Annotated in this window: 27 protein-coding genes, 1 tRNA gene and 1 pseudogene; 8 read left to right on the plus strand and 21 right to left on the minus strand. The window is 59.0% G+C overall.

Annotation, left to right across the window (positions count from 1 at the left end):
- Positions 1–67: 67 nt before the first annotated feature.
- Both AYR47_RS32740 and AYR47_RS25285 read left to right on the plus strand, forming a co-directional pair.
- Positions 68–226: a hypothetical protein gene (locus tag AYR47_RS32740; protein WP_167351269.1), complete on the plus strand. Its 159-nt coding sequence runs from the start codon at positions 68–70 to the stop codon at positions 224–226.
- Positions 227–231: 5 nt separating this feature from the next.
- Positions 232–858, plus strand: a complete 627-nt coding sequence (locus tag AYR47_RS25285) for a helix-turn-helix domain-containing protein (protein WP_033896785.1) — start codon at positions 232–234, stop codon at positions 856–858.
- A gap of 50 nt (positions 859–908) precedes the next feature.
- Here AYR47_RS25285 and AYR47_RS25290 read toward each other — a convergent pair.
- The 5 genes and pseudogenes from AYR47_RS25290 to AYR47_RS32745 form a co-directional block, all read right to left on the minus strand.
- A pseudogene (locus AYR47_RS25290) lies at positions 909–1,407 on the minus strand (hypothetical protein).
- Between the two features lie 749 nt (positions 1,408–2,156).
- Positions 2,157–2,426, minus strand: coding sequence for a hypothetical protein (locus AYR47_RS25295; RefSeq protein WP_033896786.1), 270 nt, complete (start codon positions 2,424–2,426; stop codon positions 2,157–2,159).
- Positions 2,427–2,560: 134 nt separating this feature from the next.
- A complete protein-coding gene (locus AYR47_RS25300; protein ID WP_033896787.1) occupies positions 2,561–3,310 on the minus strand; it encodes a hypothetical protein in 750 nt (249 codons plus the stop codon).
- A 479-nt stretch (positions 3,311–3,789) separates the two neighbouring features.
- Positions 3,790–4,107, minus strand: coding sequence for a hypothetical protein (locus tag AYR47_RS25305; protein WP_061449481.1), 318 nt, complete (start codon positions 4,105–4,107; stop codon positions 3,790–3,792).
- A 5-nt stretch (positions 4,108–4,112) separates the two neighbouring features.
- Entirely contained in the window at positions 4,113–4,274 is a 162-nt protein-coding gene (locus AYR47_RS32745) for a hypothetical protein (protein ID WP_167351270.1), read from the minus strand.
- A 193-nt stretch (positions 4,275–4,467) separates the two neighbouring features.
- Here AYR47_RS32745 and AYR47_RS25310 point away from each other — a divergent pair, with 193 nt between their 5' ends.
- Positions 4,468–5,325, plus strand: a complete 858-nt coding sequence (locus tag AYR47_RS25310) for a sensor domain-containing diguanylate cyclase (RefSeq protein WP_038843682.1) — start codon at positions 4,468–4,470, stop codon at positions 5,323–5,325.
- A 104-nt stretch (positions 5,326–5,429) separates the two neighbouring features.
- On the opposite strand, the gene AYR47_RS33060 is transcribed toward AYR47_RS25310, so the two are convergent.
- From AYR47_RS33060 to AYR47_RS25325, 3 genes are all read right to left on the minus strand, one after another.
- A complete protein-coding gene (locus AYR47_RS33060; protein WP_237142505.1) occupies positions 5,430–5,906 on the minus strand; it encodes a hypothetical protein in 477 nt (158 codons plus the stop codon).
- Between the two features lie 312 nt (positions 5,907–6,218).
- Positions 6,219–6,860 (minus strand): glycoside hydrolase family 25 protein, encoded by a 642-nt coding sequence (locus AYR47_RS25320; RefSeq protein ID WP_061448888.1) that lies wholly within the window; start codon positions 6,858–6,860, stop codon positions 6,219–6,221.
- An 887-nt stretch (positions 6,861–7,747) separates the two neighbouring features.
- The gene (locus AYR47_RS25325; protein ID WP_033896790.1) at positions 7,748–8,428 is read right to left on the minus strand and encodes an EcsC family protein; all 681 of its coding nucleotides are present in this window, start codon (positions 8,426–8,428) and stop codon (positions 7,748–7,750) included.
- Between the two features lie 1,132 nt (positions 8,429–9,560).
- On the opposite strand from AYR47_RS25325, the gene AYR47_RS25335 reads away from it, so the two are divergent.
- A complete protein-coding gene (locus AYR47_RS25335) occupies positions 9,561–9,833 on the plus strand; it encodes a hypothetical protein (RefSeq protein WP_033896791.1) in 273 nt (90 codons plus the stop codon).
- 410 nt (positions 9,834–10,243) lie between these two features.
- Here the strand turns inward: AYR47_RS25335 and AYR47_RS25340 are convergent, their stop codons facing one another.
- The 3 genes from AYR47_RS25340 to AYR47_RS25345 form a co-directional block, all read right to left on the minus strand.
- Entirely contained in the window at positions 10,244–10,549 is a 306-nt protein-coding gene (locus tag AYR47_RS25340; RefSeq protein WP_033896792.1) for a hypothetical protein, read from the minus strand.
- Between the two features lie 284 nt (positions 10,550–10,833).
- Positions 10,834–10,929: a phage holin family protein gene (locus AYR47_RS33205; protein ID WP_156487830.1), complete on the minus strand. Its 96-nt coding sequence runs from the start codon at positions 10,927–10,929 to the stop codon at positions 10,834–10,836.
- Between the two features lie 193 nt (positions 10,930–11,122).
- Positions 11,123–11,213, minus strand: a tRNA-Ser gene (locus tag AYR47_RS25345).
- 152 nt (positions 11,214–11,365) lie between these two features.
- Between AYR47_RS25345 and AYR47_RS25350 the strand changes: the two genes are divergently transcribed.
- Entirely contained in the window at positions 11,366–12,037 is a 672-nt protein-coding gene (locus tag AYR47_RS25350; RefSeq protein WP_025858161.1) for a Bax inhibitor-1/YccA family protein, read from the plus strand.
- A 62-nt stretch (positions 12,038–12,099) separates the two neighbouring features.
- On the opposite strand, the gene murB is transcribed toward AYR47_RS25350, so the two are convergent.
- The 8 genes from murB to AYR47_RS25390 all read right to left on the minus strand — a co-directional run bounded on the left by murB (position 12,100) and on the right by AYR47_RS25390 (position 18,920).
- Positions 12,100–13,119 (minus strand): UDP-N-acetylmuramate dehydrogenase, encoded by a 1,020-nt coding sequence (murB, locus tag AYR47_RS25355; RefSeq protein WP_061448889.1) that lies wholly within the window; start codon positions 13,117–13,119, stop codon positions 12,100–12,102.
- On the minus strand, positions 13,116–13,580 hold the full coding sequence (locus AYR47_RS25360; protein ID WP_033896794.1) for a low molecular weight protein-tyrosine-phosphatase: 465 nt from the start codon (positions 13,578–13,580) through the stop codon (positions 13,116–13,118). The genes murB and AYR47_RS25360 overlap by 4 nt, the downstream gene beginning before the upstream one ends.
- Positions 13,580–14,344 (minus strand): 3-deoxy-manno-octulosonate cytidylyltransferase, encoded by a 765-nt coding sequence (gene kdsB, locus AYR47_RS25365; RefSeq protein WP_028616766.1) that lies wholly within the window; start codon positions 14,342–14,344, stop codon positions 13,580–13,582. The genes AYR47_RS25360 and kdsB overlap by 1 nt, the downstream gene beginning before the upstream one ends.
- A complete protein-coding gene (locus AYR47_RS25370; RefSeq protein WP_003174668.1) occupies positions 14,341–14,526 on the minus strand; it encodes a Trm112 family protein in 186 nt (61 codons plus the stop codon). The genes kdsB and AYR47_RS25370 overlap by 4 nt, the downstream gene beginning before the upstream one ends.
- Positions 14,527–14,550: 24 nt before the next feature.
- The gene (gene lpxK / locus AYR47_RS25375; RefSeq protein ID WP_061448890.1) at positions 14,551–15,561 is read right to left on the minus strand and encodes a tetraacyldisaccharide 4'-kinase; all 1,011 of its coding nucleotides are present in this window, start codon (positions 15,559–15,561) and stop codon (positions 14,551–14,553) included.
- Positions 15,561–15,989: an ExbD/TolR family protein gene (locus tag AYR47_RS25380; RefSeq protein ID WP_061448891.1), complete on the minus strand. Its 429-nt coding sequence runs from the start codon at positions 15,987–15,989 to the stop codon at positions 15,561–15,563. The genes lpxK and AYR47_RS25380 overlap by 1 nt, the downstream gene beginning before the upstream one ends.
- Positions 15,986–16,621: a MotA/TolQ/ExbB proton channel family protein gene (locus AYR47_RS25385; protein ID WP_033896796.1), complete on the minus strand. Its 636-nt coding sequence runs from the start codon at positions 16,619–16,621 to the stop codon at positions 15,986–15,988. Before AYR47_RS25385 ends, AYR47_RS25380 begins: the two co-directional genes overlap by 4 nt.
- 73 nt (positions 16,622–16,694) lie before the next feature.
- Positions 16,695–18,920 carry a DNA internalization-related competence protein ComEC/Rec2 gene (locus AYR47_RS25390; RefSeq protein ID WP_237142506.1) on the minus strand — a complete coding sequence of 742 codons (2,226 nt, stop codon included), beginning with the start codon at positions 18,918–18,920 and terminating at the stop codon, positions 16,695–16,697.
- 135 nt (positions 18,921–19,055) lie between these two features.
- Here AYR47_RS25390 and AYR47_RS25395 point away from each other — a divergent pair, with 135 nt between their 5' ends.
- A complete protein-coding gene (locus AYR47_RS25395; RefSeq protein ID WP_033896799.1) occupies positions 19,056–19,571 on the plus strand; it encodes a DUF2062 domain-containing protein in 516 nt (171 codons plus the stop codon).
- On the opposite strand, the gene AYR47_RS25400 is transcribed toward AYR47_RS25395, so the two are convergent.
- The gene (locus AYR47_RS25400) at positions 19,568–20,938 is read right to left on the minus strand and encodes a sensor histidine kinase (RefSeq protein WP_061448893.1); all 1,371 of its coding nucleotides are present in this window, start codon (positions 20,936–20,938) and stop codon (positions 19,568–19,570) included. The genes AYR47_RS25395 and AYR47_RS25400 overlap by 4 nt on opposite strands.
- Positions 20,925–21,653, minus strand: coding sequence for a response regulator transcription factor (locus AYR47_RS25405; RefSeq protein WP_033896801.1), 729 nt, complete (start codon positions 21,651–21,653; stop codon positions 20,925–20,927). Before AYR47_RS25405 ends, AYR47_RS25400 begins: the two co-directional genes overlap by 14 nt.
- A 206-nt stretch (positions 21,654–21,859) precedes the next feature.
- Between AYR47_RS25405 and AYR47_RS25410 the strand changes: the two genes are divergently transcribed.
- Positions 21,860–24,613, plus strand: coding sequence for a response regulator (locus tag AYR47_RS25410; RefSeq protein ID WP_061448894.1), 2,754 nt, complete (start codon positions 21,860–21,862; stop codon positions 24,611–24,613).
- 23 nt (positions 24,614–24,636) lie between these two features.
- Entirely contained in the window at positions 24,637–25,626 is a 990-nt protein-coding gene (locus AYR47_RS25415) for a 2-hydroxyacid dehydrogenase (protein WP_033896803.1), read from the plus strand.
- The last annotated feature ends 11 nt before the right edge of the window (positions 25,627–25,637 follow it).

Consider the following 25,637-nt stretch of genomic DNA (forward strand, 5'->3'; position numbering starts at 1 on the left):
TAAAGAAATAACCGCCACGCATTACTGTGGAGTCACTGAGTCACCCACGCACCCCGAGATCGCCCCCATGCAAGTATCCGCCACCGTCATCGACTTCACTCTCCACCGTAAACGCCGCCAAGCGCGTGCAGCGGCCGAGTTGATGTGGGCGATGTACGCAGCGCGTGCCGGCCTGGCGGTGTTTGCCGCTCAAGCCGCCTCGTCCAGCGATACCCGCCGGGCGTAAGGCCGATGAACTTCCTGCACGTGATTCCCGAACCACCTGAACCGCTGCCCAAGCCCAGCACTGACGATGATGTGATCAGCCAGTGCGTCGCCCACAACCTGCAACGCCTGCGCAGTAAACGCCATTTGTCCCTGGATGGATTGGCGCGCGCCTGTGGCGTGAGCAGGGCGATGCTGGCGCAGATCGAATCCGGGCGTAGCGTGCCGTCGATCAAGGTGCTGTGCAAAATTGCCAAGGGTCTGAAGGTGTCGGTGGCGGCGTTTCTGGAGGACCGAGCATTTGAGGGGGTGGAGGTGCTGCCGGCGCAACAGAGCAAGCGCCTGGTCAGTGCCGATGGTGCGTTTATCAGCCGAGCGTTGTTCCCCTACGATACGGCGCGCCAGTCAGAGTTCTACGAGATCCGCCTGCGGGCGCTGGGCGAGGAGATTTCCGAAGGCCACGGGCCCGGCATCCAGGAAAACCTGGTGGTGGCCCAAGGGGTGTTGGAGGTCAGCGTCAACGATGAGCGCTACCTCCTTTCTACCGGCGACTCGATCCTGTTCTACGCCGATCAGCCCCACCGCTACCGCAACCCGGCAGACAGCGAGGCGGTGGCCTTCCTGGTGATCACTTACCCAGAGCGCCTGGACTGAAATGCAAAACGCCCCGAATCATCGGGGCGTTTTTTAGTGCGCCGGACCTATCAGCAGGTGCAGCACATCATCGGCATGCCGTTGCAGCTCATCATCATCGGCATGGCGCAGTCGTTCATCATTTTGTTCATCAGCATGCAGCAGTTTTTCATCATGTCCATGCTCATGCCCGGCATTGGCATCATTTTGCACATCATGCTGTCACCCATCAGGGTGCATTCCATCACGCACTTCATCATCGGCATTGGCATGCCCATCATCGGCATCATGTTCATGCCTGTCATCATGGCCATGGCATCGGCCCGACATGCACATCATCGACATGTTGGCGCACTGCATCATCATCGGCATGCCACAGTTCATCATCATCGCCATCATTTCGGCGTTGGTCTTGAACTGAGCCATGTCCATGCCGGCGGCCGGCTTCATGGTGCACATCATGGCATCCGCGGCCATTTCGCATTTCATGGTGGCCATCATCATCGGCATGCCCATCATCGGCATCATTGGCATGGCGGTGTTCATTGGCATCTGCATGGCATTCATCATCTTCGAAACTCCGTAATCGACAGGAAATGAGCAAGTTCTGGCGCCGATTCTAAAGCCGGAGAACGGCGACGCAAGACGGCGGCAGAGCAGCAGGAATGGGTGTTTGAAGGGAAGCTTAGTTTAAGGAAACAGCTGCAACGGTTGTAAAGGCGACGATTTCGACACTATTGCAACGTCAATGACTGCTGTATTTCTTCATTTGACGCTATGGATATTCGATAAAGGAATAGCGACCAATCTTAAGGAAATAAACGTTCTAACGGATTGGGAAGAAGTAAAAAATCGACACCTCATGACCTGGGAAGCTAAAACCTAGCCTCCCGACAACGTCATCTAAATCCAGCGTTTAGTTACACTGCACGCTGACATTACTCGCGCTGAACTGTGACCACCCACCTCGCGTAGAGTGAATCACTTGATTTTGGATTCCTGGGTGCGCGGTTGCCTGGGTGCTAACACTTTGACCTCCAGGGCTGTTTTCTGTAGTAAATCTGAAGCTGATATGACAAGTATGGGGCTTATCGTCGGTATTGGTCGCGAATACATCCAATCCGGACTGGTCCTGGCGAACCGCTGTAGAAAACTGCGCATGGGCCAAGGTTGAAAACAATACTGCAAGTGTGCCTATCAGTAATTTCTTCATTGGAAACGTCTCCGTTCATTGATCGAAATACTGTGAAAGCCAAACTGCAGCACAGTACGTACAACTGTAGCTGGTTCGTAGACGCTGTCGCGCCCTCGCAAAATCCTCAACTATCGAAAATTTTCAGCGCCTGCATCAGTTCTTCCGCCTCTGATCCCGGAACAAACCGGAATCCATACATCTCATCAGTGCTGAGGATTTCTCCCAGTACCTCCAGCAATTGCGCCTCAGTCGGGGAATCACGCAGTAACTTGTGCGCGGGCAGTAGCAAATCGGACGAAACGCCTTGAACACTCGCCACATCGATCACGGCAAACAGGATAAAGCGCAAACGAATTTCTCTTTCAGTAGGCCAAACCGTTTTTCGCTTACCCATGGTAAAGGCCTCACATTTCAGAAAAATCCGAGGCTATTGATGACCGAGGGGTGTTTCAAGCATTGGGCGGCAAGATAGGCCAATTCCTACGTGGGAAAGGGAAACACCGCACCTTTATGCTGACGCTGCGCTGTTTATTGCACCGGCAGGAAGTTCATCAGCAACAAACTCTGCGCATAGTTCAAACCGATACGGCGGTAGCGTTCATCGAGCATCTGGGTCAGCAGGTCTAGGCGCGCGACGATCTTGCCGAACTCCACCGCGAAACTAAGGTTGCTGCCCTCCTCCGAAATCTCGTTGGAAAACAGCAGCAGCACGCCATTCGCATCCTGGCGCTTGCTCAGCAGCCAGGTGGCCTTTTCGATATTACGCGCGGCATTGCTGACGAACTGCGGGTTGATCGAATCGGTGATATAGAACTCGGTGCGTCCACCATGCGCGGTCACGATCATGCTGCCAATGGCATAGATGAAAGCGCCGACCCGGTCGCCCTTGAAGTCCGGCCCCAAGGAATAACTCAGCGCCGCCAGGTCACGACGATCGCCCAGTGCCGGCAGGGATCGACGTTGCTCGATGGCCTGGCGAATCTCCCGCGCTGCGGTCACCGCGTCCGGGTACCCCGACTGCCGCCACTGGCTGGGATTACGCAGATAGAGCTTGTTCATCAGCAGATACAAGCTCTGCAGGTTGTCGCGCATGCCCAGCGTCGCCATGCGATCGACACTGGTCTGGAAGAACTCATCGGGCTTGCCATTGCTGAACTGCTTGGCGATATCCCGGCCCTGTTGCTGGCTGCAACCGGCGGCACAGAGCATCAGCAAGGCTGCCAGCAGCAAAGGCTGGCGAATCCGTCGACGGTTGAAACAAGGAAACGTGCGATCCATCGGCACCCGATCTGGCTCATCTGCCCACGCGGGGGATCGGCGGGGCTGGGACAAGGATAGAGCGGAGAAATCCAGAAAAGTGCAGTGGCCCCAGGCAGATAGTTGTAACCAGAGACCGCTGGGGCCGATGAATCCGCCCAAACGTGAAGAATTTTTTCCAGGCTCTATACTGATTGCAACAGTTGCGTGTGTTGTTGGCGATCCAGGGTGGAATCTCAACCTTTGAACGGCCTGGCGCGTTTGTCTACATCGCCCACGGCATACTCACCAGCAGCTGTACATGAGGGTGACGGCAATGAAACATCCAATTCGTGCACAAATGGTTGTTCAAGTGATTTGCCTGCTTTCGGTGGCCCAGCTTTTTTGCTGAGCTGCGTTTCACGGCGTTAAAACCCAGCCGCCGTTGCGGCGGTGGAAGGTATTGCCAACGACAACCCCGCCTCTGGCCCGACAAGTGATTGCCGGGCCAGACCGTGCAGCTACAACAAGACAGTGGCCAGCATGCCCAAGGCGCCCAGGCAAAACCCGATCAATGCGCCTCGTCCGGGGAACTCCTGGAACAGCCCCCAGATCACGACCGGCTCCAGCAGCAATAACGAAGTCACGGAAACCACCGTGACCACCCAGATATCACCCACCGCCCGATAACCCAGCCAATACGCCCCCAACAGACAAAGCCCCGCGAAACACATCACCACTACCGGCATGATGAAGGCTTGCCATGAGCCGTCGCCAGCCTGGGCCAGCCTGGCGGTAACGACCTCGCTGTAGATTGCACAAAACTCACCAACGATCATCAAGCCTAGAGCAGAAACTCCGAGTAATTCTTTGGACATATCAAAAACTCCTTCGTATTCAACGCACTGTTTTTCAACGCCCAGCGGGCAATGCCGCAGCCGAGGGTTTCGTCGCAGAGATACGAAGCAGCCTTGAACAGGCCTGAATTGCCGAAGTGCTTTTGCATGCTCATGTCCTTATATAGGGGGTGAGTCTCGGCGCCTCGATAAGACGCTGGCTCCGATCATACGGTTGGCCGGCGGTTTTGAACACTCGGGGCACAATTGGCATGAGCGGCATTAAAAATTTGCAATCCCCCTAGCCGCCTTACGTGATGATCGGGCTATGATCGGCCATCTGAACCGGACGCCCTATGCCCCATGCCCGTTGACCTGCAAGCCCTTTATCCCAAACTGATCCACTTGATGCTGGATACGGTCTTCGTCGTCGACAGCGATAACCAGATTGTCTTCGTAAGTGATGCCTGCGAGGCACTGCTCGGTTACCGCGCCCAAGAGCTCACCGGCACCCTGATCACCGACTACATGCACCCTGAAGACCTGGCGCGCACGCGTGCCTCCATTGTTCGGGTCATGAATGGCCAACCCCATGTCGACTTCCGCAATCGTTACCTGCGCAAGGACGGCAGCGTCGTGCACATCCTGTGGGCGGCCTTCTGGTCCAAGGACGTCGGTGCGCGGATCGGTGTCGCACGGGACGTCACGGCGCTCACCCAGGCCGAGGAAGAACTACGCTTCCTTGCTCATCATGATCCACTGACGGCCCTTACCAATCGCTCGCTGTTCAATGATCGGCTGGACCAGGCCCTGCACGCTGCGCGGCGTCACAACCACACGCTTGCGTTGCTGTTTCTGGACATCAATGACTTCAAGGGCATCAATGATGTCCACGGCCATGCCATGGGCGATCGCGTACTGTGCGTGATTGCCCGACGACTGGAGCGCTGCGTACGCGAAAGCGACCTGGTGGCGCGGATGGGCGGGGATGAATTCACGGTGCTGATCACGGACATCCAGTCGCAGGACGCAGTAGCCGGGAAAGTGGCGCAGATCCTGGCGGTCATGGCTGAGCCGTTGGGCGCTGAGTTTGGCGGGGTGAAGATGCCGTCCTGCAGCGTCGGCGTGGCGTTTTATCCGGGGGATGGAGAGGATGCGGATACGCTGTTGAGTCATGCGGATGGGGAGATGTATCGGGTGAAAAGGTTGCGCTGCAACTGACCGACACCAAGCAAATGCCCCGACAGGTCAGGGCATTTTCAATGCCTTACGCGACTCACCAGAGCTTCTTGGACCAAGAAGCACTCGCGGTGGGTCTGCCTGCATTACTTGGCTTGGCGCAGCACAAGCTCAGACAGACGGGTCTTCACCCGGAAGCAGAATTCACGGATTTGAAATTGATAGGCGGGCATGACCATATAGTTCAAATCAGGACCCAATGAGTCTTTGATTTCCATGTATTTAGCGGTCTTGGCAGCAATGGCTTGGTATTCCGCCTCGTATTTAACGTAGGACGGCTTGTTGTAAACCTTCAGAACATCCAGCTCTTTACGGCATTGCTCGGCGCGAGTTGTTTCCGACTCTGGCTGAGCGGCCTCTGGAGAGGTATGGGCTGGAGCGTCAGCAACAGGGGCAGCCTCATATCGCACGGTGTAATTGGCAGACGACGCAGGTGCGACTTCAGGTGGTACTTCATGGACGACGGCGGGGGGCGGAGTCACTTCAGTTTTTTCTGGAGTTTTCGTAGCGCATCCCGCGAGGGCAAGTCCTACCACTACAACGATGCCACACATTTTATCCATCGGTTTCACCAAGAAGTAATTATGGTTGGCTGAGTCGTTAGGTTCTGGGTAAAAGCAATAGCTCACTCAATGTTCGAGTGTAAATTTCTACCAGACTCAAGGCGCTCAGCCTCTCTTCCTTGAGCGCACAGACGGGTAATAGTAGTAAAAAAACAAAGAGATGACGAGAAAAAGCTCGATCGCAGAGCAGATGATAGGGGCCATGCAAGACATGCATCCGCCAAGCCCTTCAAATAGGCAAAATTTCGGAGCACCTATGCTGAAGGTCCTCAATAACAACGGCCCGGAATGGGGCCGTTGTGATGTTGGCCATTAAGACTTGACCCAATCCAAGTCTACCGCCCCCTGAATACCGTCAACCTGGCCCTTGCTGCTGTGCTGCCACCACTCCCAGCTTTTGCCCTTGGCGCTCCAGGTTTCAGGTACCGTGGGCTGAGCCACCTCCCAATGAGCAATCCACAGCGGGCACTCACTGAAGTCGTACTTGCGCCAGGCCACGCGGTTACTCCAGATGCTGGGAGAGGCGTAAATATGCGGGTATGCCCCCTCCAGCAGCGAAACCCTGACCAGCGTCACCAACTGAAACAGGGCATCGGCCATCTGATCCGGGCTGGCACCTTCGTTGCGATTGGTCTCGACATCAATCACCAGCCTATCCCGCCCGGCTTTGAACGCCACCTCGGCCAAACGCCCCTTGATGTTGTTCAACTGCTCGCACGGAGTACTGCTCAAGGCACGGAAATAATGATAGACCCCGGCTTTCAAACCGTTTGCCTGCATACCTTGAAAGTTCGTGACAAATTTTGGATCGGTGTAGTCTCCACCCTCCGTCATTTTGGCGATTGCATGGGTGATGCCCGCCTTCGCAACGCGGCTCCAGTCAATATCGCCCTGCCAGCGCGACACATCGATGCCCCGCGCATTGTCGTTTTTTATCGGTTCGTTGCAATTCATCTGTGCGTTCCTGCCATGGATGTCGGGTCAATTCTTTCATCGACATACATCGGCAATGCACTATGGGGATACCGCACCCGGCGATAACGAAATCGCAGGCATAAAAAATCCCGCAAAGCCTCTGGCTCGCGGGATTTCTCGTTCATGTTTGGCGGGAACCCATGGATTCGAACCCTGGAGACGCTATTAACGTCCACCGGTTTTCGAGACCGATTTGCAAACTCCAGCGGGCTGTGGCCTTGAGGGCTCACGGAGTTCCCTAATTCACCAGTAGCAACTAGGCCTTAAAGCCTCACTCCACAAGGGGTGGATTTTTAGTTTTGGAACTGTCAACCCTTCCCCGCCGCCCTGCAGACCGAGCGTTGCCCCCATTGCAAACCTGCTGCTACCCTTTCTGCTCCACAGAGGAACAGCTATGCCGAACTAAGAACTACTCCCTTTCCTGCGGTCCAAAATCACCGAAAACTAACTCGCCCTTGAAGCGGTCATTATGGAGCTGACGAGCTGAGTTGAGCAGTGAGGCGTTACGGGAATCACCGAAAAGGTGCGAGGAGTTCTGGACACACTCGACCGGAACGAGGAACTCATCAAGATATTGCTAACCGTTCTCAACCCCCTCTGATTAATCGTGCGGGCGTCTATCTGACGATTCTGTTGCAAACGTCGATTCTTCTAGACTGACCGCAGAAATTCCATTTTTTTGCGAGCCGCTACGCGAAATCTGTTCCCAGCGTACTCTGCTCAACGCAAAAGTTTGACTATCAAGCGAGTACTTTTCTAAGGAGAAAACCATGGCCGACCTTTTCAACAGAATCGGCCAAAAGGTGTCAATCGAGAAGATGTATTAACTCGACGGGCCTCCTGCACCGCCCAGTTAACGCAGGTAGTTACTCCGCAATTGCCTCTTCCTTCAGACTCAAGCGGAAAGTGTCGCGAGCAGTTTTCCCCACGTAGGTGGTGAGAGCGTAATTCGCCGTGCCGCCGACGATGACCCCGATTCCGAACGGAATCACTTTTGCTGCGGCTTTTTGAGTGAACGAGATGCCGATTTTCGCGAACAGTTCCTTAATGACCTGAAGCGTCGGCCCCTTCAAATATTGATACACCATACGCACGCCGGCCTTGCTGGCGATTTTGGTTGCGCTTGAAGACCCCATCTGCTCCAGCGAGCCGTATAACGCGATGATGTACGACATGTGCTTGGCATCTTCGTTGGACATCTTGCCGTTTATTGCCACCGCCAGGCACATGGTCATATCGATCTGCAGCTTCATGCACACCGAGATATCCGCTAGCCCTCCCCCAACAGCGCTCACCACAGTGCCGATACCGGGAATGACACCCGGAAGAGCCGTGGCTGCGCCAGAGGTCGCTGCTAGCTTTGAATAACGGCTGATAATTTTGTCGACAACTGCGTCTTGAATCTTTTCGTCCGTGGCGGACGGCGCCGAGCTGCGTGCCTGGTTTTCATATTGCGTAACCAGTTCGCGGGCGTCCTGCGGGCTGATGGCGATGGCTTCCACCATCTTCATCAAGGAGGAGCTGTCTTCGTCTTTTTCTGTGGTCATGCCGAATTCCTTTCGAGAGATATTTATCAGCTGTTTTCGAGCCTGAAAGCTGACGCGAAGGTTCGCACAAATGATATCAAAATGACACCTAGCTCATGACCATACTCACTACAACAAACCAATTCGAGCAACCAAAATGAAGATCCCTTTCATCAAGGCTATTGCCTGCCTTTCGACTGCAAGCCTGTGCCAAAGAAGAATGTTGTTCTGGGCCAGCTGTTCGACCGATACGAGAGAGAAATCATCCCCGGCAAAGCGCCGAAGACACAGAGTTATAACCTGCTCTGCCTAAAGCAGATGCACAAAGCCATCGGAGCGGTGACGCCGAAGATCATCGCCCAGTACCGAGACGGCCGAACAGCGAAGGTGCGAGCGAACCGCGAGATCTCCTAGCTATTGCACATCTACAACATCGCACGGGAGTGGGGATTAACCCAGAACAACTCAGCCGCCGCCGTGCGCAAGAACAAAGAGGCAACACAAAATTTTTATGCGACCGAGGAAATCTCGAGCGCGGTGTATAGCATTGCCGCCTCAGAACTACGTGACGCGATGGACCTCGCGTACCTCACCGGATAGCGCCGCGCCGATGTACGGTCGATGCGTGAGGCGGATGCAATCCATGAGTCCCTGCAGGTCGTTCAGGGAAAGACGGCCAAGAAACTGCGCATCCGTCGTAAAGGAAAGATTGTGAACTATGGACATAGCCACAGAGCAGTCATGGTCTGCTGTTGACTCTGATCTCTGATGTCCATACTTCACCTCCATTTTCCCGCGAAAAATCTAGGGGGTGCCCATACGTCATTGCATTGATCCAACCCTCTATTAGCTAGCTGCATCGCATTTGACCTTTTTTCAGCTGACGTCCCTAAGCACTTGCGCATATGCGTAATTTCATGGACTTGACCGGTCGCTTGCATTGACTTGACCAGCACACTGGTTAGCCTTGACCGTCAGAAATCGGCCAAAAGCGGTCGCCCAACTGCTTCACCCTCGCTTAAGGACCAGCCAAGTGATATACCGCGCTTGGGTCTAATGCATGACACAAACAGGCAGTCTCAAGATGCGATTCTCAATTTATAGCGGATTGGTTTTGGTGGGCTACTCGGCGCTCGATTACGGAGATCCCCCGATGGGCGTTGCTTTCGGCCAATTCGAACCTGCCGATGGGTACGCAGCTATCCAGAACCAGTGCTCCACGAACCATCACGACCAGACCGTTCTGGATCTTTCTGTTCAGACCGAAGCGGGTCTGGTCATTCCATGTGCGGGTCTGGCCATCTTGGATTACTCCGAAGAGCTCGCGCCACCGTGCATCGAAGTGAACATTTTCGGCATTCCACATCCGCTCTATGGCGAGCTGTTTCCTCAGCACGTCACCCTGTATGAGCGTCAATTCAGCTAATCGGAATGTCCCGCCGATGTCCGCTTCGGATTGAGGACTCAACCGGCCATTAGCTGTCCTTCACGAAGGGCAGCTTTGGGTCGTTTTCTGACTCTCACGGCGGCCAGAAAACGGCCAATTGAATCGCACTGGATCCGCTCCTGTTGGTGTCGAGCGGCGACGGCGGCCTAATGGGGTCAGCGGTTTCGAGAATCAGCGCTTCGGTTGCAAGCAACTCGACCGTCTTGCCATCCGGTGGAAACACCCGGCGGTTGTTGTCTTTGAGCCAGGTGTGTAGCCCGACGTCCCGCGGATGCGAGCGGCGAAGGCGCATTTGGAGAGGTAAAGCGGCAGCATTTGAAGAAGATCCCGAGAGGAATTGAAAGGGGATTTACGGACATTCCCCCTCCGATTCGATCTGTGAGTTGGAACTACTTGGCGAAGTGGGCTTCCATGTATGTCAGCAATGTCGAGGTAGTCAATTGGCTCTCGGGAAGCACATCATGCTTAACATCTTCATCAGCTTCCTTGTTTGCCACCGCAATAGCGAATTCGCCTGGCTTGCTTTCCATCGTCATAACGATGATTCGGTTTTTTGTGGCAGTACAGTCGAGCACAGCAGAATGGCCGTCTCGAATATACAAAGGTCCACAAGACACCGATGCTCCGTCGTAAAGTTTGGTAAAAACACTGACAGCCTCCGCCGCCGCCATCATCAGCTGTTCACCAATTGCCATGTGTTCACCTCATGCTTATAAAAAACACATGGAAACACATTCCGAGCGATCATGAATAGCCAAAAGCCACTACCAAAATTCACCTTATAAAGTTCAGAGTTTCAACGCGGCCACTTCAATTGCAAATCATTGAATTTCAGTAAGCTGGCGACCCACCTGCTAACGCTTTCCCGCGGGTTTCATGCCCCGCGTCCCTCGGACTCCGCCAGGGTCACCGGCGACCTATCAGTGCTTCGTTTTGATGCAACAAGCTACAGACCTGGTATTACGTGGCCTTCAAAGCATCACGTCTGACCATTCCTTGAGGGCGGCACATCGTACACGCCCAATCGCTTGGCCGCCCAGCGGTCGTACTGGCCGATGGCGACATCAGAATTCATCGATATTGGCGGCGCCAGCTTACTGCTGGACTTAGCAAACAAGAGATCACGATGTGGGTTTACAGGAGGATTGGCGCCACTGCCAAACCATCAAAATAGGCAAAGTTTCGGAACGCCTATCAAAAACCTCCGTTAACTACCCAAACCCCAGAAACACGAAAGCCCCGCATTCGCGGGGCTTTCGTTTGAATCTTGGCGGGAAACCAGGGATTCGAACCCTGGAGACGCTATTAACGTCCGCCGGTTTTCAAGACCGGTGCATTCAACCACTCTGCCAATTTCCCTTGTGCATCACAGGATTATAGTAGCCCATCCCGTCTCAGCGGGCGCCATAATACCCGAATGAAACACACTGTCAAACTCTTGCCATAGCTTGTTACAGAGCGTCTGTTATGATCTTTGCGACTGAACGTTTCAAAACCGAAGGAGTGTCGCCATGCGCGAACAGAATTACGCAGTGAATGGTAACGCGCAGGCTGAGCAGCTTGAAGTCAGCCGCGTGTTGCGCAACACCTATGGCTTGCTCGCCCTTACCCTCGCATTCAGCGGCGTGATGGCGTTCGTGGCCCAGCAGATGCGCGTCGGCTACCCGAATATCTTTGTCGTGCTGATCGGCTTCTATGGTCTGTTCTTCCTGACCAACAAGCTGCGTGATTCGGCCTGGGGCCTGGTATCGGCATTTGCCTTGACCGGTTTCATGGGCTTTATCCTCGGCCCGATCCTCAACCGTTACCTCGGCATGGCCGGCGGCGCGGAAGTGGTCAGCTCGGCGTTTGCCATGACCGCACTGGTGTTTGGCGGCCTGTCGGCCTACGTGCTGATCACCCGCAAGGACATGAGCTTCCTGGGTGGTTTCATCACCGCGGGTTTCTTCGTATTGCTGGCGGCCGTGGTGGCGAGCATGTTCTTCCAGATCAGCGGCCTGCAACTGGCGATCAGCGCAGGTTTCGTGCTGTTCTCTTCGGTGTGCATCCTGTTCCAGACCAGTGCGATCATCCACGGTGGTGAGCGTAACTACATCATGGCGACCGTCAGCCTGTATGTGTCGATCTACAACCTGTTCATCAGCCTGTTGCAGATCTTCGGCATCATGAGCCGCGACGACTGATTGTCAGCGCAATAAAAAATGCCCCGCATCGAAAGATGCGGGGCATTTTTGTTTCAAGGGACTTAATACTGGTTGGGCTCCATTTCCAGATCGACCTTGAAGCGCTCTGCAATGTCGCGCTGGATACGCTGGGCCAAGTTCGCAATATCGTGCCCCGTGGCGTCGCCGTAGTTGACCAGCACCAGCGCCTGCAATTTATGCACGCCAGCATCGCCGTCACGAAAGCCCTTCCAGCCGGCCTTGTCGATCAGCCAGCCGGCCGCTAGCTTCATCTGCCCATCGGCCTGTGGGTACGCCACCAGGTCCGGATACAGCGCCTGCAGCTCAGCCGCCAGCGCTTGGGACACCAGCGGGTTCTTGAAGAAGCTGCCCGCATTGCCCAGCTCTGCCGGGTCGGGCAGTTTTTCCCGGCGGATGCTGCAGATCGCGCGGCTGACATCACTCGGTGTCGCCTGGGTGATCCCCTGCCCCGCCAGGCGCTGCTGCACCGGGCCGTAGTCGAGTTTGAGATGGCTGGCACGGCTCAGGGCAAAGCGCACCCGCAGGATCAGCCAGCGTCCGGTTTCGTGCTTGAACAGGCTGTCGCGGTAGGCAAAGTTGCACTCTTCCAGGCTGAAGTCGCGCAGTTTACCGGTGTGGCGATCCAGGGCGGTCAGGCCGGCGAATACATCCTTGATCTCGACACCGTAGGCGCCGATGTTCTGCATGGGCGCTGCGCCAACGGTGCCGGGGATGAGGCTGAGGTTTTCCAGGCCGCAGAAACCTTGTTCCAGGGTCCACAGCACGAACGGGTGCCAGGCCTCGCCGGCTTCGGCCTCGACCACCACCTGCGTACCGTCGTCGTGCAACACACGGATACCCTGGCTGGCCATGCGCAGCACCAGCGCCGGAATGTCCTGGGTCAACAGCAGGTTGCTACCACCACCGATCACCAGCAGCGGCACCGCGTGTGCGGCGGAATAGGCCAAGGCCTCACGGACATCATCGTCGCTGCGGGCCTCGGCGAACAGCTGGGCGCGCACGTCAATGCCAAAGCTGTTGAATGGCTTGAGCGATACCTGCGCAAGCACCTGCAAGGTCATAACCGCCCCTTCAATTCAATCACCAATAAATCACAAGCGCGTTCGATCAGGTCCAGGACCCGTTCGAAGCCTTGTTCACCTTCGTAATACGGGTCTGGCACTTCGTCCACTTCGGCGTCGTAACGGCGCAGGAACAGGTCCAGCTCCGCCTTGCCCTGGCCCGGTTGCATGGCCTTGAGGTTGCGCAGGTTGCTGTGATCCATGGCCAGGATCAGGTCATAGCGCGCAAAGTCGGCGCGAGAAACCTGCTGGGCACGCTGGGCCGACAGATCGTAGCCGCGCACCAACGCCGCGCGCTGGCTGCGTTGGTCCGGCGGGTTACCGACATGCCATTCGCCCGTGCCGGCGGACGCGACCTCGACCTGCCCCGCCAGCCCCGCTTCGCGCAATTTATGGCGCAGCACGCCTTCTGCGGTGGGCGAACGGCAGATGTTGCCCAGGCAGACAAACAGAACCTCCATCAGGCCCCCAGCAGGCGACGGACGCGCTCAAGGTCTTCCGGGGTATCGACACCGGCCGGCGGCGCTTCCAGCGCATCGCCCACGTGGATGCGCACGCCGTGCCACAGGGCGCGCAGTTGCTCCAGGGACTCGGTGTTTTCCAGCCAGCACGGGCCCCAACTGACAAAGTCATGCAGGAAACCGGCGCGGTAGGCGTAAATGCCGATATGGCGACGGTAAGGCACACCTTCCGGCAACACGTCAGGCTGCTTGGCGAAGGCGTCGCGCGCCCAAGGCAAGGTCGAACGACTGAACGTCAGCGCCAGGCCATTAATGTCACTGACCACTTTCACCACGTTCGGGTTGAACAGGGTCTCGATATCTTCGATCGGCTCGGCCAGGGTCGCCATGCGCGCTTCGCCATGGGCGGCGAGGTTGGCGGCCACCTGGTCGATCACGCTCGGTGGGATCAGGGGTTCGTCGCCCTGCACGTTGACCACGATGGCGTCTGGCGCCAGGCCAAGCTGGGTGGCCACTTCGGCCAGGCGGTCGGTGCCGGAGTTGTGGTCCTCGCGGGTCAGCACCGCCTCGGCGCCGAAGCCCTTGCAGGCTTCGATGATGCGCGGGTCGTCGGTAGCCACCACCACGCGCTCAGCGCTGCTTTTGCAGGCCTGTTCCCACACCAACTGGATCATCGGCTTGCTGCCGATCAGTTGCAGCGGCTTGCCCGGCAGGCGAGTCGAGGCGTAGCGGGACGGGATGACAACGGTAAAGGCGGTGGTCATTTATCCAAGCGCTCGTCGGTGGTCAAGGTGCGGGCTTCGCTTTCCAGCATCACCGGGATGCCATCACGGATCGGGTAAGCCAGGCCAGCGCCTTTGCTGATCAGCTCGGTTTTGTCGGCGCTGAGCTTGAGCGGGCCTTTGCAAATCGGGCAAGCGAGGATATCGAGCAATTTGGTGTCCATGAGTGTTTCCTGGAAAGCAGCGGTTTAAGGCAAAAGACGGGCAGGCAGCAGACGCATCAGCTGCGTGTCGAACCAGGCGACGAACGCCGGCGACGGCAGCGCATCCACCGCAAGGTACCACCAGTCGGGCTGGGCAAAGGCGCGGCACTTCACCGCGTCCTTCTCGGTCATGACCAGCGGCAATGACGGCGTAAAATTCAGGACCTCGGCGCTGTAGGTCGCGTGGTCGGCAAAGCCATGGGGTATCGGCTGCCAGTGTAACGTTTGAAGTGTAGTGAAGAAACGTTGCGGGTTGCCGATGCCGGCAACCGCGTGCACCTGCTGGCCGGCTGGAAAATGATCCACCGGCTGCCGTTCGCCGGTCAGCAGGTTGACCAGCGCGGTGGGTTGCAAGCAAAAAGCAAAGCCTTCGTCTCGATCACTGGCGGCGCCGTTGTACAGCAACGCGTCGACGCTCTGCAGACGCTCCACCGGCTCACGCAACGGCCCGGCCGGCAGGCAACGGCGGTTGCCCAGGCCACGGGCGGCGTCGATCAGCACCAGTTCAAGGTCACGGGCCAGGCGGTAGTGCTGCAGGCCGTCGTCGGAAAGGATCAGGTCGAGGGTTTCGCTGGCCAGCAGCGCCTTGACCGCACGGCTGCGATCGGGGTCGATCATCAACGGCACGCCGCAGCGCTGTACGATTAACAGCGGCTCATCGCCGGCCACGTCGGCGCTGTGGCTGGCTTCGACCCGCCAGGGCAACTGCGGCGGCTTGGCCCCATAACCCCGGCTGACCACACCCACGCGCAAGCCGCTGCGTCGGCAGTGTTCGATCAGCCACAGGATCAACGGCGTCTTGCCGGTGCCACCCACGGTGATATTACCGACCACCACCACCGGCACCGGCGATTGATAGATCTCGCCCTCACCGGCCAGGAAGCGTGCACGCTTGCCCTGCACCACCCGGCGATACAAGGACTCCAGCGGACGCAGCAGCGCAAGTGCCGGATGGCCCTCGTACCAGGCCTTGAGCAAACGATCGGACAGGGCCATCAGGGTTGGCCCGCCGCCTCGACGGTGGTCATGCGCAAATGGCTGAAACCGAGCTTGCCGGCAGCGTCCATCGCAGTGATCACGGCCTGGTGCTGGGTCTTGCCATCGGCACTGATGGACAGCGGCAGCTTAGTGTCGCCGCCGGACTCTTTCTGCAAGGCGTCCATCAGGCTGGCCAAGTCGTTTTTCTCAAGTAACTGGTTATTCAGGGAAAACACCCCGTCAGCGCTGATGGCGATGTCCAATTGCTTGACTTGCTGGTCTTCGGCCGGCGAACCGCTCACGGCTTCCGGCAGGTCGACGCGCAGCTCGGTCTGCCGGGTGAAGGTGGTGGTGACGACAAAAAACAGCAGCAGGATAAACACCACGTCGATCAGCGACGCGAGGTTGATATCGACGTTTTCCCGTTGCTTGCGGCGAAATTTCACGCTTTTCCCCCAACCAGGTCCACGTCACGATCGCCCTGCACCACTTCCACCAGCTTGATGGCTTCCTGCTCCATGCCGACCACCAGTTCATCGATGCGGCGTTGCAGGAAACGGTGGAAGAACACCGAAGGAATACCGACCATCAGGCCGGCAGCCGTAGTGATCAGCGCCTTGGAAATGCCACCGGCCAGTACGGCTGCGTTGGTGGTCATGCCGGAGCCCATGAACGAGCTGAAGATATCGATCATGCCCAGCACCGTGCCGAGCAAGCCGAGCAACGGCGCCATGGCGGCGATGGTGCCGAGGGCGTTGATGTAGCGCTCCAGTTCATGGATGACGCGGGCCGCGGCTTCCTCGATGCACTCTTTCATGATCTCGCGACCATGCTTGGAGTTGGCCAGGCCAGCGGCGAGGATTTCACCCAGCGGGGAATTGGCGCGCAGTTCCTTGAGCTTTTCCTTGTCGAGCTGCTTGTTCTTGATCCAGGCCCAGACCTGCCCCAGTAAATGCTCGGGGGTCACGCGGCTGGCGCGCAGGGTCCACAGGCGTTCGGCGACGATGCCGAGTGCGGCGATAGAGCTCATGATGATCGGCAACATCATCCAGCCGCCGGATTTGACCAATTCCCACACAGTGAATGTCCCCTCGAAAAAGTGCGCCACTTTACCATATAGGTGCGTTGACCACAGACCCCATCGGCCGCGCCTAAGGTAACCGCTCGCGCCAGAACCGGCGTTGATTGCGCGCAACTACCGGCGGCGTAAAAGCCCCCAACTGCAGACGCACGGCGCCCTGCTCGGCACTGTCATACACCTGGCTGCCCAACCGCCGGTAGCGTTCCATCACCTGTGGATGAGGATGGCCGAACGCGTTGTGGCGCCCTCGCGAGATCAGCACGGATCGCGGAGCAAGCCGTTCCACAAAGGGCCAGGACGATGAGCTGCGACTGCCATGGTGCGGCGCTTGCAGCCAATCAGTGCGCACCGCCAGGGGTGACGCGAGCAAGGCGTGTTCGGCAGCGCGGTCAATATCACCGGTCAGCAGCAGGCGCTCGCCATTGGCCTGCACCTGCAAGACGCAGGACTTCGCGTTTCCACTGATGGCGTCCGGCCACTGCCAGAGTTCGAAGGTCACACCGTCCCAGGTCCATCGCTCGCCGCTGACACAAGGTTGGGTGCCGAGCGATGACGGCAGGCCTTCAGTTTCCCCGCCCACCACGCGCTTGATCGGCATGCCCTTGGCAACGGCTGCTGCACCACCCGCATGATCGGCATCGGCGTGGCTGAGCAGCAGCATGTCCAGCTCCCCTACCCCGAGTTTTCGCAGAGATGGCAGTACCACGCGCGCGCCTAGGTCAAAGCTTCCGGAGCGCGGGCCGGCGTCGTAGAGCAAGGTGTGATGACGGGTGCGCAGAATCAGCGATTGGCCCTGGCCGACGTCCAGTTGCACGACCTCTACTTGTCCATGAGGGACCAATTCTCGCGGGGGAAACACCGCCAACAGTAGCATCGGCAATCCGAGCAGACGAAATGGAACACCCTTTGGCAGCAGGAGCAGCACGGTCCCCAGCAGACTCACCAGCCAATAGCCCATCGGCACTTCGGCCGGAATCCAGGCGGGCATTTGCCCGGCGAGCCACGCCAAGCCCTTGAACAAGACATCCAGTGCCCCACCCGCCAACCACAGCAATCCTTCACCCACGAAGGGCAGCCCCAGCAATGCGCTGCCCAACAAAGCCAGCGGCAACACCACCAGGCTGATCCATGGCACCGCCACCAGGTTAGCGAACGGTGCGCTCAGACTGATGGGCAACCCCAACACCAACAAGACCGGAAACAACCCGATGGCAATCAACCACTGCGGCCGGGTCCACGCCTGCCACAGGCTCCACGGCCCCAGACGGCCACCAAACGCCAGGATCAGCACCGCCACCGCCGCAAAGGACAGCCAGAACCCCGGCTGCAAACTCGCCAACGGCTCCAGCACCAACACCCCATTGAGTGCCAGCAACAAAGGCCACCACAGCCCCAGATGACGAAAGCGCAAACGCCACAACAACACCAACCCGACCATCACACAGGCGCGCTGCACCGGCACGCCAAACCCGGCGAGCAAGCCGTAACCCAGCGCCGTGGTGAACGCCAACCCACAGGCCCACGGCAACCACGGCCAGCTTCGGGGCCAGCACCCATAGCGCGCCAGGCTGGCGATCAAACCGTAGATCAAACCCGCGAGCAAACCGATATGCTGGCCGGAGATGACCAGCAAATGCACCGTCCCTGTGTCCTGCAGCACCTGCCAATCAGCGGCGGTCAATCCAGAGCCATCGCCCAACACCAGGGCAATCAGGCCTGATTCCCGGCCCTGGGCGTCCACCGCAAGCAAGCGCTGACGCACACCGTCGCGCCAGGCATTGGCAGCCGGTGCCAGGCGTGCTCCGTCCTTTACCGTGCCCGTGGCGCCAATCCGCTGGGCGAGCAACCAGGCCTCCTGATCAAACCCATGGAAGTTCAGCAACCCGGCCGGCCGTTTCAGGGTGATTGCCAGGCGCCAGCGTTCGCCACTGCGCACGGGCGGCCCGCCATGCCAGGAGACCCGGATACGCGTGGGCAACCGGGCATTACGCGACCGACTGTCGGTCAGCACGAAGCGCACGCCATCGCCCGTCTGTTGCGGCAAACCGATGACCCGCCCTTCTACCCAGCGCGTCTGACCATCCAGCGCCGGCCTGAGGCGGTCATCCAGCGCCCACTGCGCACTCATGCATGCCCAACTCAGCCCGAACAGGAAAAACGCCAAGGGATACGTGCGAAACGGCAACAGCATCAAGGCCAGCACCAGCAAAGCGATCAGCCAACCGGTCGTCGGCAATGCCGGTAAAAAGCGCAAGGCCAGCAACCCCAGCGCAAACGCGCACATCCCTGTCCTCATGGATCATCCTTTTCCAGTGATCCACTCAGTCTTAGCCGGATGCCCAGCACGGCCTATGATGTTTTGTCACAAAGTCTGAATTTTCTGTTTATAGAATGCGGGCATACTTGCCCCTCGAACTGACCTGGACCCCTTATGCCCCGGCGCTTATTCAAACGGTACATGCCTGACCCCAGCAGCATCAGGGAACACAAGTCATTACAGTTTCTCGGCACTTTGCTGCATGACCCGAACCTCTGGCACCTGAACCGGCACTCGGTCGCACGCGCAATGGCCGTGGGTTTGTTCGCGGCATTTATCCCGATTCCGTTGCAGATGCTGCTGGCGGCCGTGCTGGCAATCACCGTGCGCGGCAATATGCCCATCGCGGTCAGCCTGGTGTGGCTGACCAACCCCATCACCATGCCGGTGGTGTTTATCTGCACCTACATGACTGGCGCCTGGCTGATGAATGTGCCGCCGCGCAGCCTGCCGGATGACCTGACCTGGGAATGGATCAGCGGCCAATTGAGTACGTTATGGCAGCCATTCCTGCTGGGTTCAGTGGTGCTGGGGCTGGTGTTGGGTGCGATCGCGTATTGCCTGACCATGGGTTATTGGCGCTGGTGGGTGGCCCACCAATGGAAAAAACGCAAACAGCGTCGCGCCTAGCAAGCCCGCAGGCGCAGATGCACGCGCAGCCCTTTTCCGGTGTTTTCCGCCCACAGGCTGCCGTCCTGGCGCTGCACGGCATTGCGCGCGATGCTCAGCCCAAGCCCGAAGCCACCGTCGCCGGGGCGTGATCCGTCCAGGCGCGTGAACGGTGCGAAGATCCGTTCCAGGTCCCCGTCATCAATCCCGCCGCCCTGATCCTCCAGCCACACATGCCAATAGTCACCTTCGCGACGCCCATCCAGGCTGATCACACCGCCCACGGGTGAGTGGCGAATGGCATTGCGCAGGATGTTTTCCAGGGCCTGGGCCAACGCATTCAGGTTGCCCCGCACCCAGCACTCCGGGCCGAGCAGGCACGGCAGGCGCGGTGCAGGCCAATCGCTCTCGAAACATGCGTTTTCGCGCAGCATGTCCCACAGTGCCTGAAGCTGGATATCTTCCTGGGGCAGCGGCGTCCGTTCGGTGTCCAACCAGGCCAGTTGCAGGCTGTCTTCCACCAGGCGCTGCATGGCGTCGATCTCACGGCCGAGTCGCTCGCGCAGTTGCGTCAGGTCTTGCTCACTGTCACAGGCCACCCGCAGGCGGCTCAGCGGTGTGCGCAGTTCATGGGACATGTCTCGCAGCAGTTGCTGCTGCAACACCACAGTGCCCTGCAAACGCTCGGACATATGGTCGAACGCGCGGCCCAGCTCGCCCAATTCATCCTGACGACTGGTGGCGTCGTGGGACAGCCGCGTATTCAACTGGTCGGCCCGCCAGGCGTTGGCCTGCTCACGCAATTGATTGAGGGGCATGATCAGCAGCCGATACAGACCGACGCACAGCAACAGCGTAAACAGACCGGGAATCACACCATTGGTCACTACCCGCCAGAACAGTTGATAGCGTCCCGGCATGAAACGCTGTGGCAATTCGATCACCAGCGAACCCGCGCTGGGGTCGGCGGGAAACGGGATTTTCAGCCACGGCAGGCCTTTGGTATGCCGGCTCACCGGCCAGTCCAGGCCACGCAGAAAGGTCAGGCGCTGGCTTTCCTTATCGGTCAGCGGGTAGCTGCTCAGCGATTGCAAGTCATTGCCGATCACGCCGATCCAGGTACTTTCGCGCTTGCCCATCTCCTGCAGCCACGCATCGACGCCCGCATTGCCGCCTCGGTTCCATGCCTGTTCCGCACGTACCGCGTAGCCACTCAAGGTGATCCGCGCTTCATCGGACAGGTAGGCGTTCTGCTGCTCCATGTATCGCCCCCACGACCAACTGAGCCAGATCATCAGCAAACAGAAGGCGATCAGCAGGCAGGCCAGCTTCCAGAATAACGAGTGCTTGCCCGGCAGGCGTTTAAAGGGCCGTTTAAAGGCTGTCATCGGCACCGCTCAACACATAGCCCTTGCCCCACACCGTGCGCACTTCGCGCTCGGTGTAGCCGATGGCCCTGAGCTTGCGGCGGATCTGGCTGATATGCATGTCCAGGCTGCGGTCATGGGGCGCGTAACCGCGTTGCAGCACATGCTGGTAAAGGAAGGGTTTGCTGAGGACTTCTTCCGCGTTGCGATGCAGGGTTTCCAGCAGGCGATATTCACTGCGGGTCAGGCCAGCCCAGTGGTCCAGGTGGAAGACATCGCACAGTTCATCGTCAAAACGCAGGGTGCGGGCATCGCCACGTGCGGGCGCCAGGCTCGGCAAGGGGCGTCGGTCCAACGCGACACGGCGCAGGATCGCCTCGATGCGCACGCGCAACTCGATCATGCTGAACGGCTTGGGCAGGTAGTCATCGGCGCCCAGGCGAAAACCGCTGATGCGATCAGCCTCGGCACCGAGTGCCGACATCAGGATCACCGGGATCGAATGGCTCTGGCGCAGATGGGTGAGGATCGACAACCCATCCAGCCCCGGCAGCAAAATATCCATCAACACCACGTCGAATACCTGATCGCGCGCCATCTGCAGGCCTTGCTGGCCGTTCTGGCACCAGGTGACGTGGAAACCACAGCGCCCCAGGTGCTCATGGACATAGGCGCCCAGCACGGGGTCATCTTCGATGGTCAGGATACTGGGCAGGCCAATTGCTACGGGATTCATTAGTATCTGCAAGTCATTCTCAATGACTGATTATTCAAGATAACCCCGCCGCAGGCAATCGCCACTGGCCGCCAAATGCCTTCAAGATTGCCGTATGTCATTAATTTGCAAGATTCCTCGCCGCGCAAATGGCTACACTGCGCAGGTGGCGCGGGCCGGATGCCCGCGCAATTCCGTAGATATCAATGTGGTAGCAGGAGAGTGGCGTGCTGACAAGAATGGGGATAAAAGGCCGCGTACTGTTGCTGACCTTATTACCGACCAGCCTGATGGCCTCGTTGCTGGGCGGCTATTTCACCTGGATGCAGCTCTCGGAACTGCAGACCCAATTGCTGCAACGCGGCGAAATGATCGCCGAACAGTTGGCGCCCCTAGTCGCGCCCGCCCTCAGTGCGCGCAACACCGATCTGCTCGAACGCATCGCCACTCAGTCCCTGGAACAGCCGGACGTGCGTGCCGTGTCCTTTCTCAGCCCAGACCGCGCGTCTCTCGCTCACGCCGGCCCGACCATGCTCAACCAGCCGCCGGTTGGCAACAGCTCCCATTTATTGCAGCGCACTGGCAATGACGCCACCCGCTATTTGCTGCCGGTGTTTGGCCGCCATCGCAACCTCGCGGGCGACCTGATCCCGGATGAAGCCGACCGCCTGCTGGGCTGGGTCGAGGTGGAACTGTCCCACAACGGCATGCTGCTGCGTGGCTACCGCAGCCTGTTCGCCAGCCTGTTACTGATCGCCATCGGCCTGATCTGCACCGCAGCGCTGGCCCTGCGCATCAGCCGCACGATCAACTCGCCCATCGGCCAGATCAAGCAAGCCGTGGCCCAGCTCAAGGACGGCAACCTGGAAACCCGCCTGCCACCCTTGGGCAGCCAGGAACTGGACCAACTCGCCTCGGGCATCAACCGCATGGCCGAGACCTTGCAGAACGCCCAGGAAGAACTGCAACACAGCATCGACCAGGCCACCGAAGACGTGCGCCAGAACCTGGAAACCATCGAGATTCAGAACATCGAGCTGGACCTGGCGCGCAAGGAGGCCCTGGAGGCCAGCCGCATCAAGTCGGAATTCCTGGCCAACATGAGCCACGAGATCCGCACGCCGCTCAACGGCATTCTCGGTTTCACCCATTTACTGCAAAAAAGCGAACTGACCCCGCGCCAACTCGACTACCTGGGCACCATCGAAAAATCCGCCGACAACCTGCTGGGCATCATCAACGAAATCCTCGACTTCTCGAAAATCGAGGCCGGTAAGCTGGTGCTCGACAGCATCCCGTTCAACCTGCGCGACTTGCTGCAAGACACCCTGACCATCCTCGCCCCCGCCGCCCATGCCAAGCAGCTGGAACTGGTGAGCCTGGTGTACCGCGACACGCCGTTGGCGCTGGTGGGCGACCCGCTGCGCCTCAAGCAGATCCTCACCAACCTGATCAGCAACGCGATCAAGTTCACCCGCGAAGGCACTATCGTCGCCCGTGCGATGATCGAGGACGAGCAAGAAGACAGCGTGCAATTGCGCATCAGTGTGCAGGACACCGGCATCGGCCTGTCCAGCCAAGACGTGCGCGCGTTGTTCCAGGCCTTCAGCCAGGCCGACAATTCCCTGTCGCGCCAACCTGGCGGCACGGGGTTGGGCCTGGTGATTTCCAAACGCCTGATCGAGCAGATGGGCGGTGAAATCGGCGTCGACAGCACGCCAGGCGAAGGCTCGGAATTCTGGATCAGCCTGAACCTGCCCAAGACCCGCGACGATGTCGAAGACTTGCCTTCCGCACCTTTGCTGGGCCATCGCGTCGCGGTCCTGGAAAACCACGAACTGGCACGCCAGGCGCTGCAACATCAATTGGAAGACTGTGGCCTGGAAGTCACACCGTTCAACAGCCTGGAAAGCCTGACCAACGGCATCACCAGCGCCCACCAGACCGAGCAGGCCATCGACCTTGCGGTACTCGGCGTCACCGCCAACGATATCCCGCCCGAGCGCCTCAACCAGCACCTGTGGGACCTCGAACACCTGGGCTGCAAGGTGCTGGTGCTGTGCCCGACCACCGAGCAGATGCTGTTCAACCAGTCCGTGCCCAACCCCAACAGCCAATTGCAGGCCAAGCCCGCGTGTACGCGCAAGTTGCGTCGCGCGCTGTCCGACCTGATCAGCCCGCGCCCGTCACGCAGCGAACCGGGCGAACCATTGTCCAGCCGTGCACCGCGCGTGTTGTGCGTGGACGACAACCCGGCAAACCTGCTCTTGGTGCAGACGCTGCTGGAGGACATGGGCGCACGGGTGCGCGCCGTGGAAAGCGGGTATGCCGCCATCGACGCCGTAAAACAGGACACCTTCGACCTGGTGCTGATGGACGTGCAAATGCCCGGCATGGACGGCCGCCAGAGCACCGAGGCGATCCGTCAGTGGGAAAGCGAACGCAGCGGCACGCCATTGCCGGTGGTCGCCCTCACCGCCCACGCCATGGCCAACGAAAAACGCGCCTTGCTGCAAAGCGGCATGGACGATTACCTGACCAAACCCATCAGCGAGCGGCAACTGGCCCAGGTGGTGTTGAAGTGGACCGGCCTGGCCCTGCGCAATCAAGGCCCGGAAAGGGCAACAGATGGTCTTGGCCCTGGCGTGCAACTGCCTGTGCTTGACCATGAAGAAGGCCTGCGCCTGGCCGCCGGCAAGGCAGATCTCGCGGCGGACATGCTCGCCATGTTGCTCGCCTCCCTGGAGGCCGACCGCCTGGCTATCACCCTTGCCCGTGACGCCAACGACAACAACGCCCTGATCGAGCGCGTGCACCGCCTGCATGGCGCCACCCGTTATTGCGGCGTACCGCAACTGCGGGCTGCTTGCCACCGCGCCGAAACCTTGCTCAAGCAAGACGACGCCAAGGCCCAGCATGCCCTGGACGAACTGGACATGGCCATCGCCCGACTCGCCAGTGAAGCGCGGGTCAACGCCTGAACTCATCAAAAAGGAAGCCTTTGATGCGCGTCATTCTTTTCAGCAGCCAAACCTACGACCGCGACAGTTTTCTCGGCGAACCCTTGCCGCCAGGCCTGGAACTGCAGTTCCAGCCCGCCCGCCTCAACCTCGACACCGTGGCCCTTGCCGAGCATCACGAAGTGGTCTGCGCCTTTATCAACGACGACCTCAGCGCCCCGGTCCTGGAGCACCTGGCCAAGGGCGGCACGCGGTTGATCGCGCTGCGCTCGGCGGGCTACAACCATGTGGACCTGGCCGCCGCCAAGCGCCTGGGCCTGACCATCGTGCGCGTGCCGGCCTATTCGCCCCATGCGGTGGCCGAGCATGCGGTCGCGCTGATCCTCGCCCTCAACCGTCGCCTGCACCGCGCCTATAACCGCACCCGCGATGGCGATTTCAGTCTGCACGGCCTCACCGGCTTCGATCTGGTAGGCAAGACTGTCGGCGTGGTCGGCACCGGGCAGATCGGCGCCACTTTTGCCAAAATCATGGCCGGCTTCGGTTGCCAGTTGCTCGCCTATGACCCCTTCCCTAACGTACAGGTGCAGGCCCTGGGCGCGCGCTACGTGAGCCTGCCCGAACTGCTGGCCCAGGCGCAGATCATCAGCCTGCATTGCCCGCTGACCGCTGACAGCAAACACTTGATCAACGCCCGCTCCCTGGCACAGATGCAGCCGGGCGCGATGCTGATCAACACCGGCCGCGGTGGGCTGGTCGACACCCCGGCGCTGATCGAAGCGCTCAAGGACGGCCAACTCGGCTATCTGGGGCTGGATGTGTATGAAGAAGAAGCCCAGCTGTTTTTCGAGGACCGCTCCGACCTGCCCCTGCAGGACGACGTGCTCGCGCGCCTGCTGACCTTCCCCAACGTGATCATCACAGCCCACCAGGCGTTCCTCACCCGCGAAGCCCTGGCCGCGATTGCCGGCACCACCCTGGCCAACATTGCCGCCTGGGCCGATGGGCAGGCGCAGAACCTCGTCGAAGGATGATCAGCGGTCAC

Source organism: Pseudomonas azotoformans (assembly GCF_001579805.1).
GTDB lineage: Bacteria > Pseudomonadota > Gammaproteobacteria > Pseudomonadales > Pseudomonadaceae > Aquipseudomonas > Aquipseudomonas azotoformans_A.

Bases quoted from the DNA above. Each gene is read 5' to 3' on its own strand.
- AYR47_RS32740 (WP_167351269.1), top strand. From the start codon at position 68: ATGCAAGTATCCGCCACCGTCATCGACTTCACTCTCCACCGTAAACGC.
- AYR47_RS25285 (WP_033896785.1), top strand. From the start codon at position 232: ATGAACTTCCTGCACGTGATTCCCGAACCACCTGAACCGCTGCCCAAG.
- AYR47_RS25295 (WP_033896786.1), bottom strand. From the start codon at position 2,426: ATGGGTAAGCGAAAAACGGTTTGGCCTACTGAAAGAGAAATTCGTTTG.
- AYR47_RS25300 (WP_033896787.1), bottom strand. From the start codon at position 3,310: ATGGATCGCACGTTTCCTTGTTTCAACCGTCGACGGATTCGCCAGCCT.
- AYR47_RS25305 (WP_061449481.1), bottom strand. From the start codon at position 4,107: ATGATCGTTGGTGAGTTTTGTGCAATCTACAGCGAGGTCGTTACCGCC.
- AYR47_RS32745 (WP_167351270.1), bottom strand. From the start codon at position 4,274: ATGCAAAAGCACTTCGGCAATTCAGGCCTGTTCAAGGCTGCTTCGTAT.
- AYR47_RS25310 (WP_038843682.1), top strand. From the start codon at position 4,468: ATGCCCGTTGACCTGCAAGCCCTTTATCCCAAACTGATCCACTTGATG.
- AYR47_RS33060 (WP_237142505.1), bottom strand. From the start codon at position 5,906: ATGGATAAAATGTGTGGCATCGTTGTAGTGGTAGGACTTGCCCTCGCG.
- AYR47_RS25320 (WP_061448888.1), bottom strand. From the start codon at position 6,860: ATGAATTGCAACGAACCGATAAAAAACGACAATGCGCGGGGCATCGAT.
- AYR47_RS25325 (WP_033896790.1), bottom strand. From the start codon at position 8,428: ATGACCACAGAAAAAGACGAAGACAGCTCCTCCTTGATGAAGATGGTG.
- AYR47_RS25335 (WP_033896791.1), top strand. From the start codon at position 9,561: ATGGGCGTTGCTTTCGGCCAATTCGAACCTGCCGATGGGTACGCAGCT.
- AYR47_RS25340 (WP_033896792.1), bottom strand. From the start codon at position 10,549: ATGGCAATTGGTGAACAGCTGATGATGGCGGCGGCGGAGGCTGTCAGT.
- AYR47_RS33205 (WP_156487830.1), bottom strand. From the start codon at position 10,929: ATGAATTCTGATGTCGCCATCGGCCAGTACGACCGCTGGGCGGCCAAG.
- AYR47_RS25350 (WP_025858161.1), top strand. From the start codon at position 11,366: ATGCGCGAACAGAATTACGCAGTGAATGGTAACGCGCAGGCTGAGCAG.
- murB (WP_061448889.1), bottom strand. From the start codon at position 13,119: ATGACCTTGCAGGTGCTTGCGCAGGTATCGCTCAAGCCATTCAACAGC.
- AYR47_RS25360 (WP_033896794.1), bottom strand. From the start codon at position 13,580: ATGGAGGTTCTGTTTGTCTGCCTGGGCAACATCTGCCGTTCGCCCACC.
- kdsB (WP_028616766.1), bottom strand. From the start codon at position 14,344: ATGACCACCGCCTTTACCGTTGTCATCCCGTCCCGCTACGCCTCGACT.
- AYR47_RS25370 (WP_003174668.1), bottom strand. From the start codon at position 14,526: ATGGACACCAAATTGCTCGATATCCTCGCTTGCCCGATTTGCAAAGGC.
- lpxK (WP_061448890.1), bottom strand. From the start codon at position 15,561: ATGGCCCTGTCCGATCGTTTGCTCAAGGCCTGGTACGAGGGCCATCCG.
- AYR47_RS25390 (WP_237142506.1), bottom strand. From the start codon at position 18,920: ATGAGGACAGGGATGTGCGCGTTTGCGCTGGGGTTGCTGGCCTTGCGC.
- AYR47_RS25395 (WP_033896799.1), top strand. From the start codon at position 19,056: ATGCCCCGGCGCTTATTCAAACGGTACATGCCTGACCCCAGCAGCATC.
- AYR47_RS25400 (WP_061448893.1), bottom strand. From the start codon at position 20,938: ATGACAGCCTTTAAACGGCCCTTTAAACGCCTGCCGGGCAAGCACTCG.
- AYR47_RS25405 (WP_033896801.1), bottom strand. From the start codon at position 21,653: ATGAATCCCGTAGCAATTGGCCTGCCCAGTATCCTGACCATCGAAGAT.
- AYR47_RS25415 (WP_033896803.1), top strand. From the start codon at position 24,637: ATGCGCGTCATTCTTTTCAGCAGCCAAACCTACGACCGCGACAGTTTT.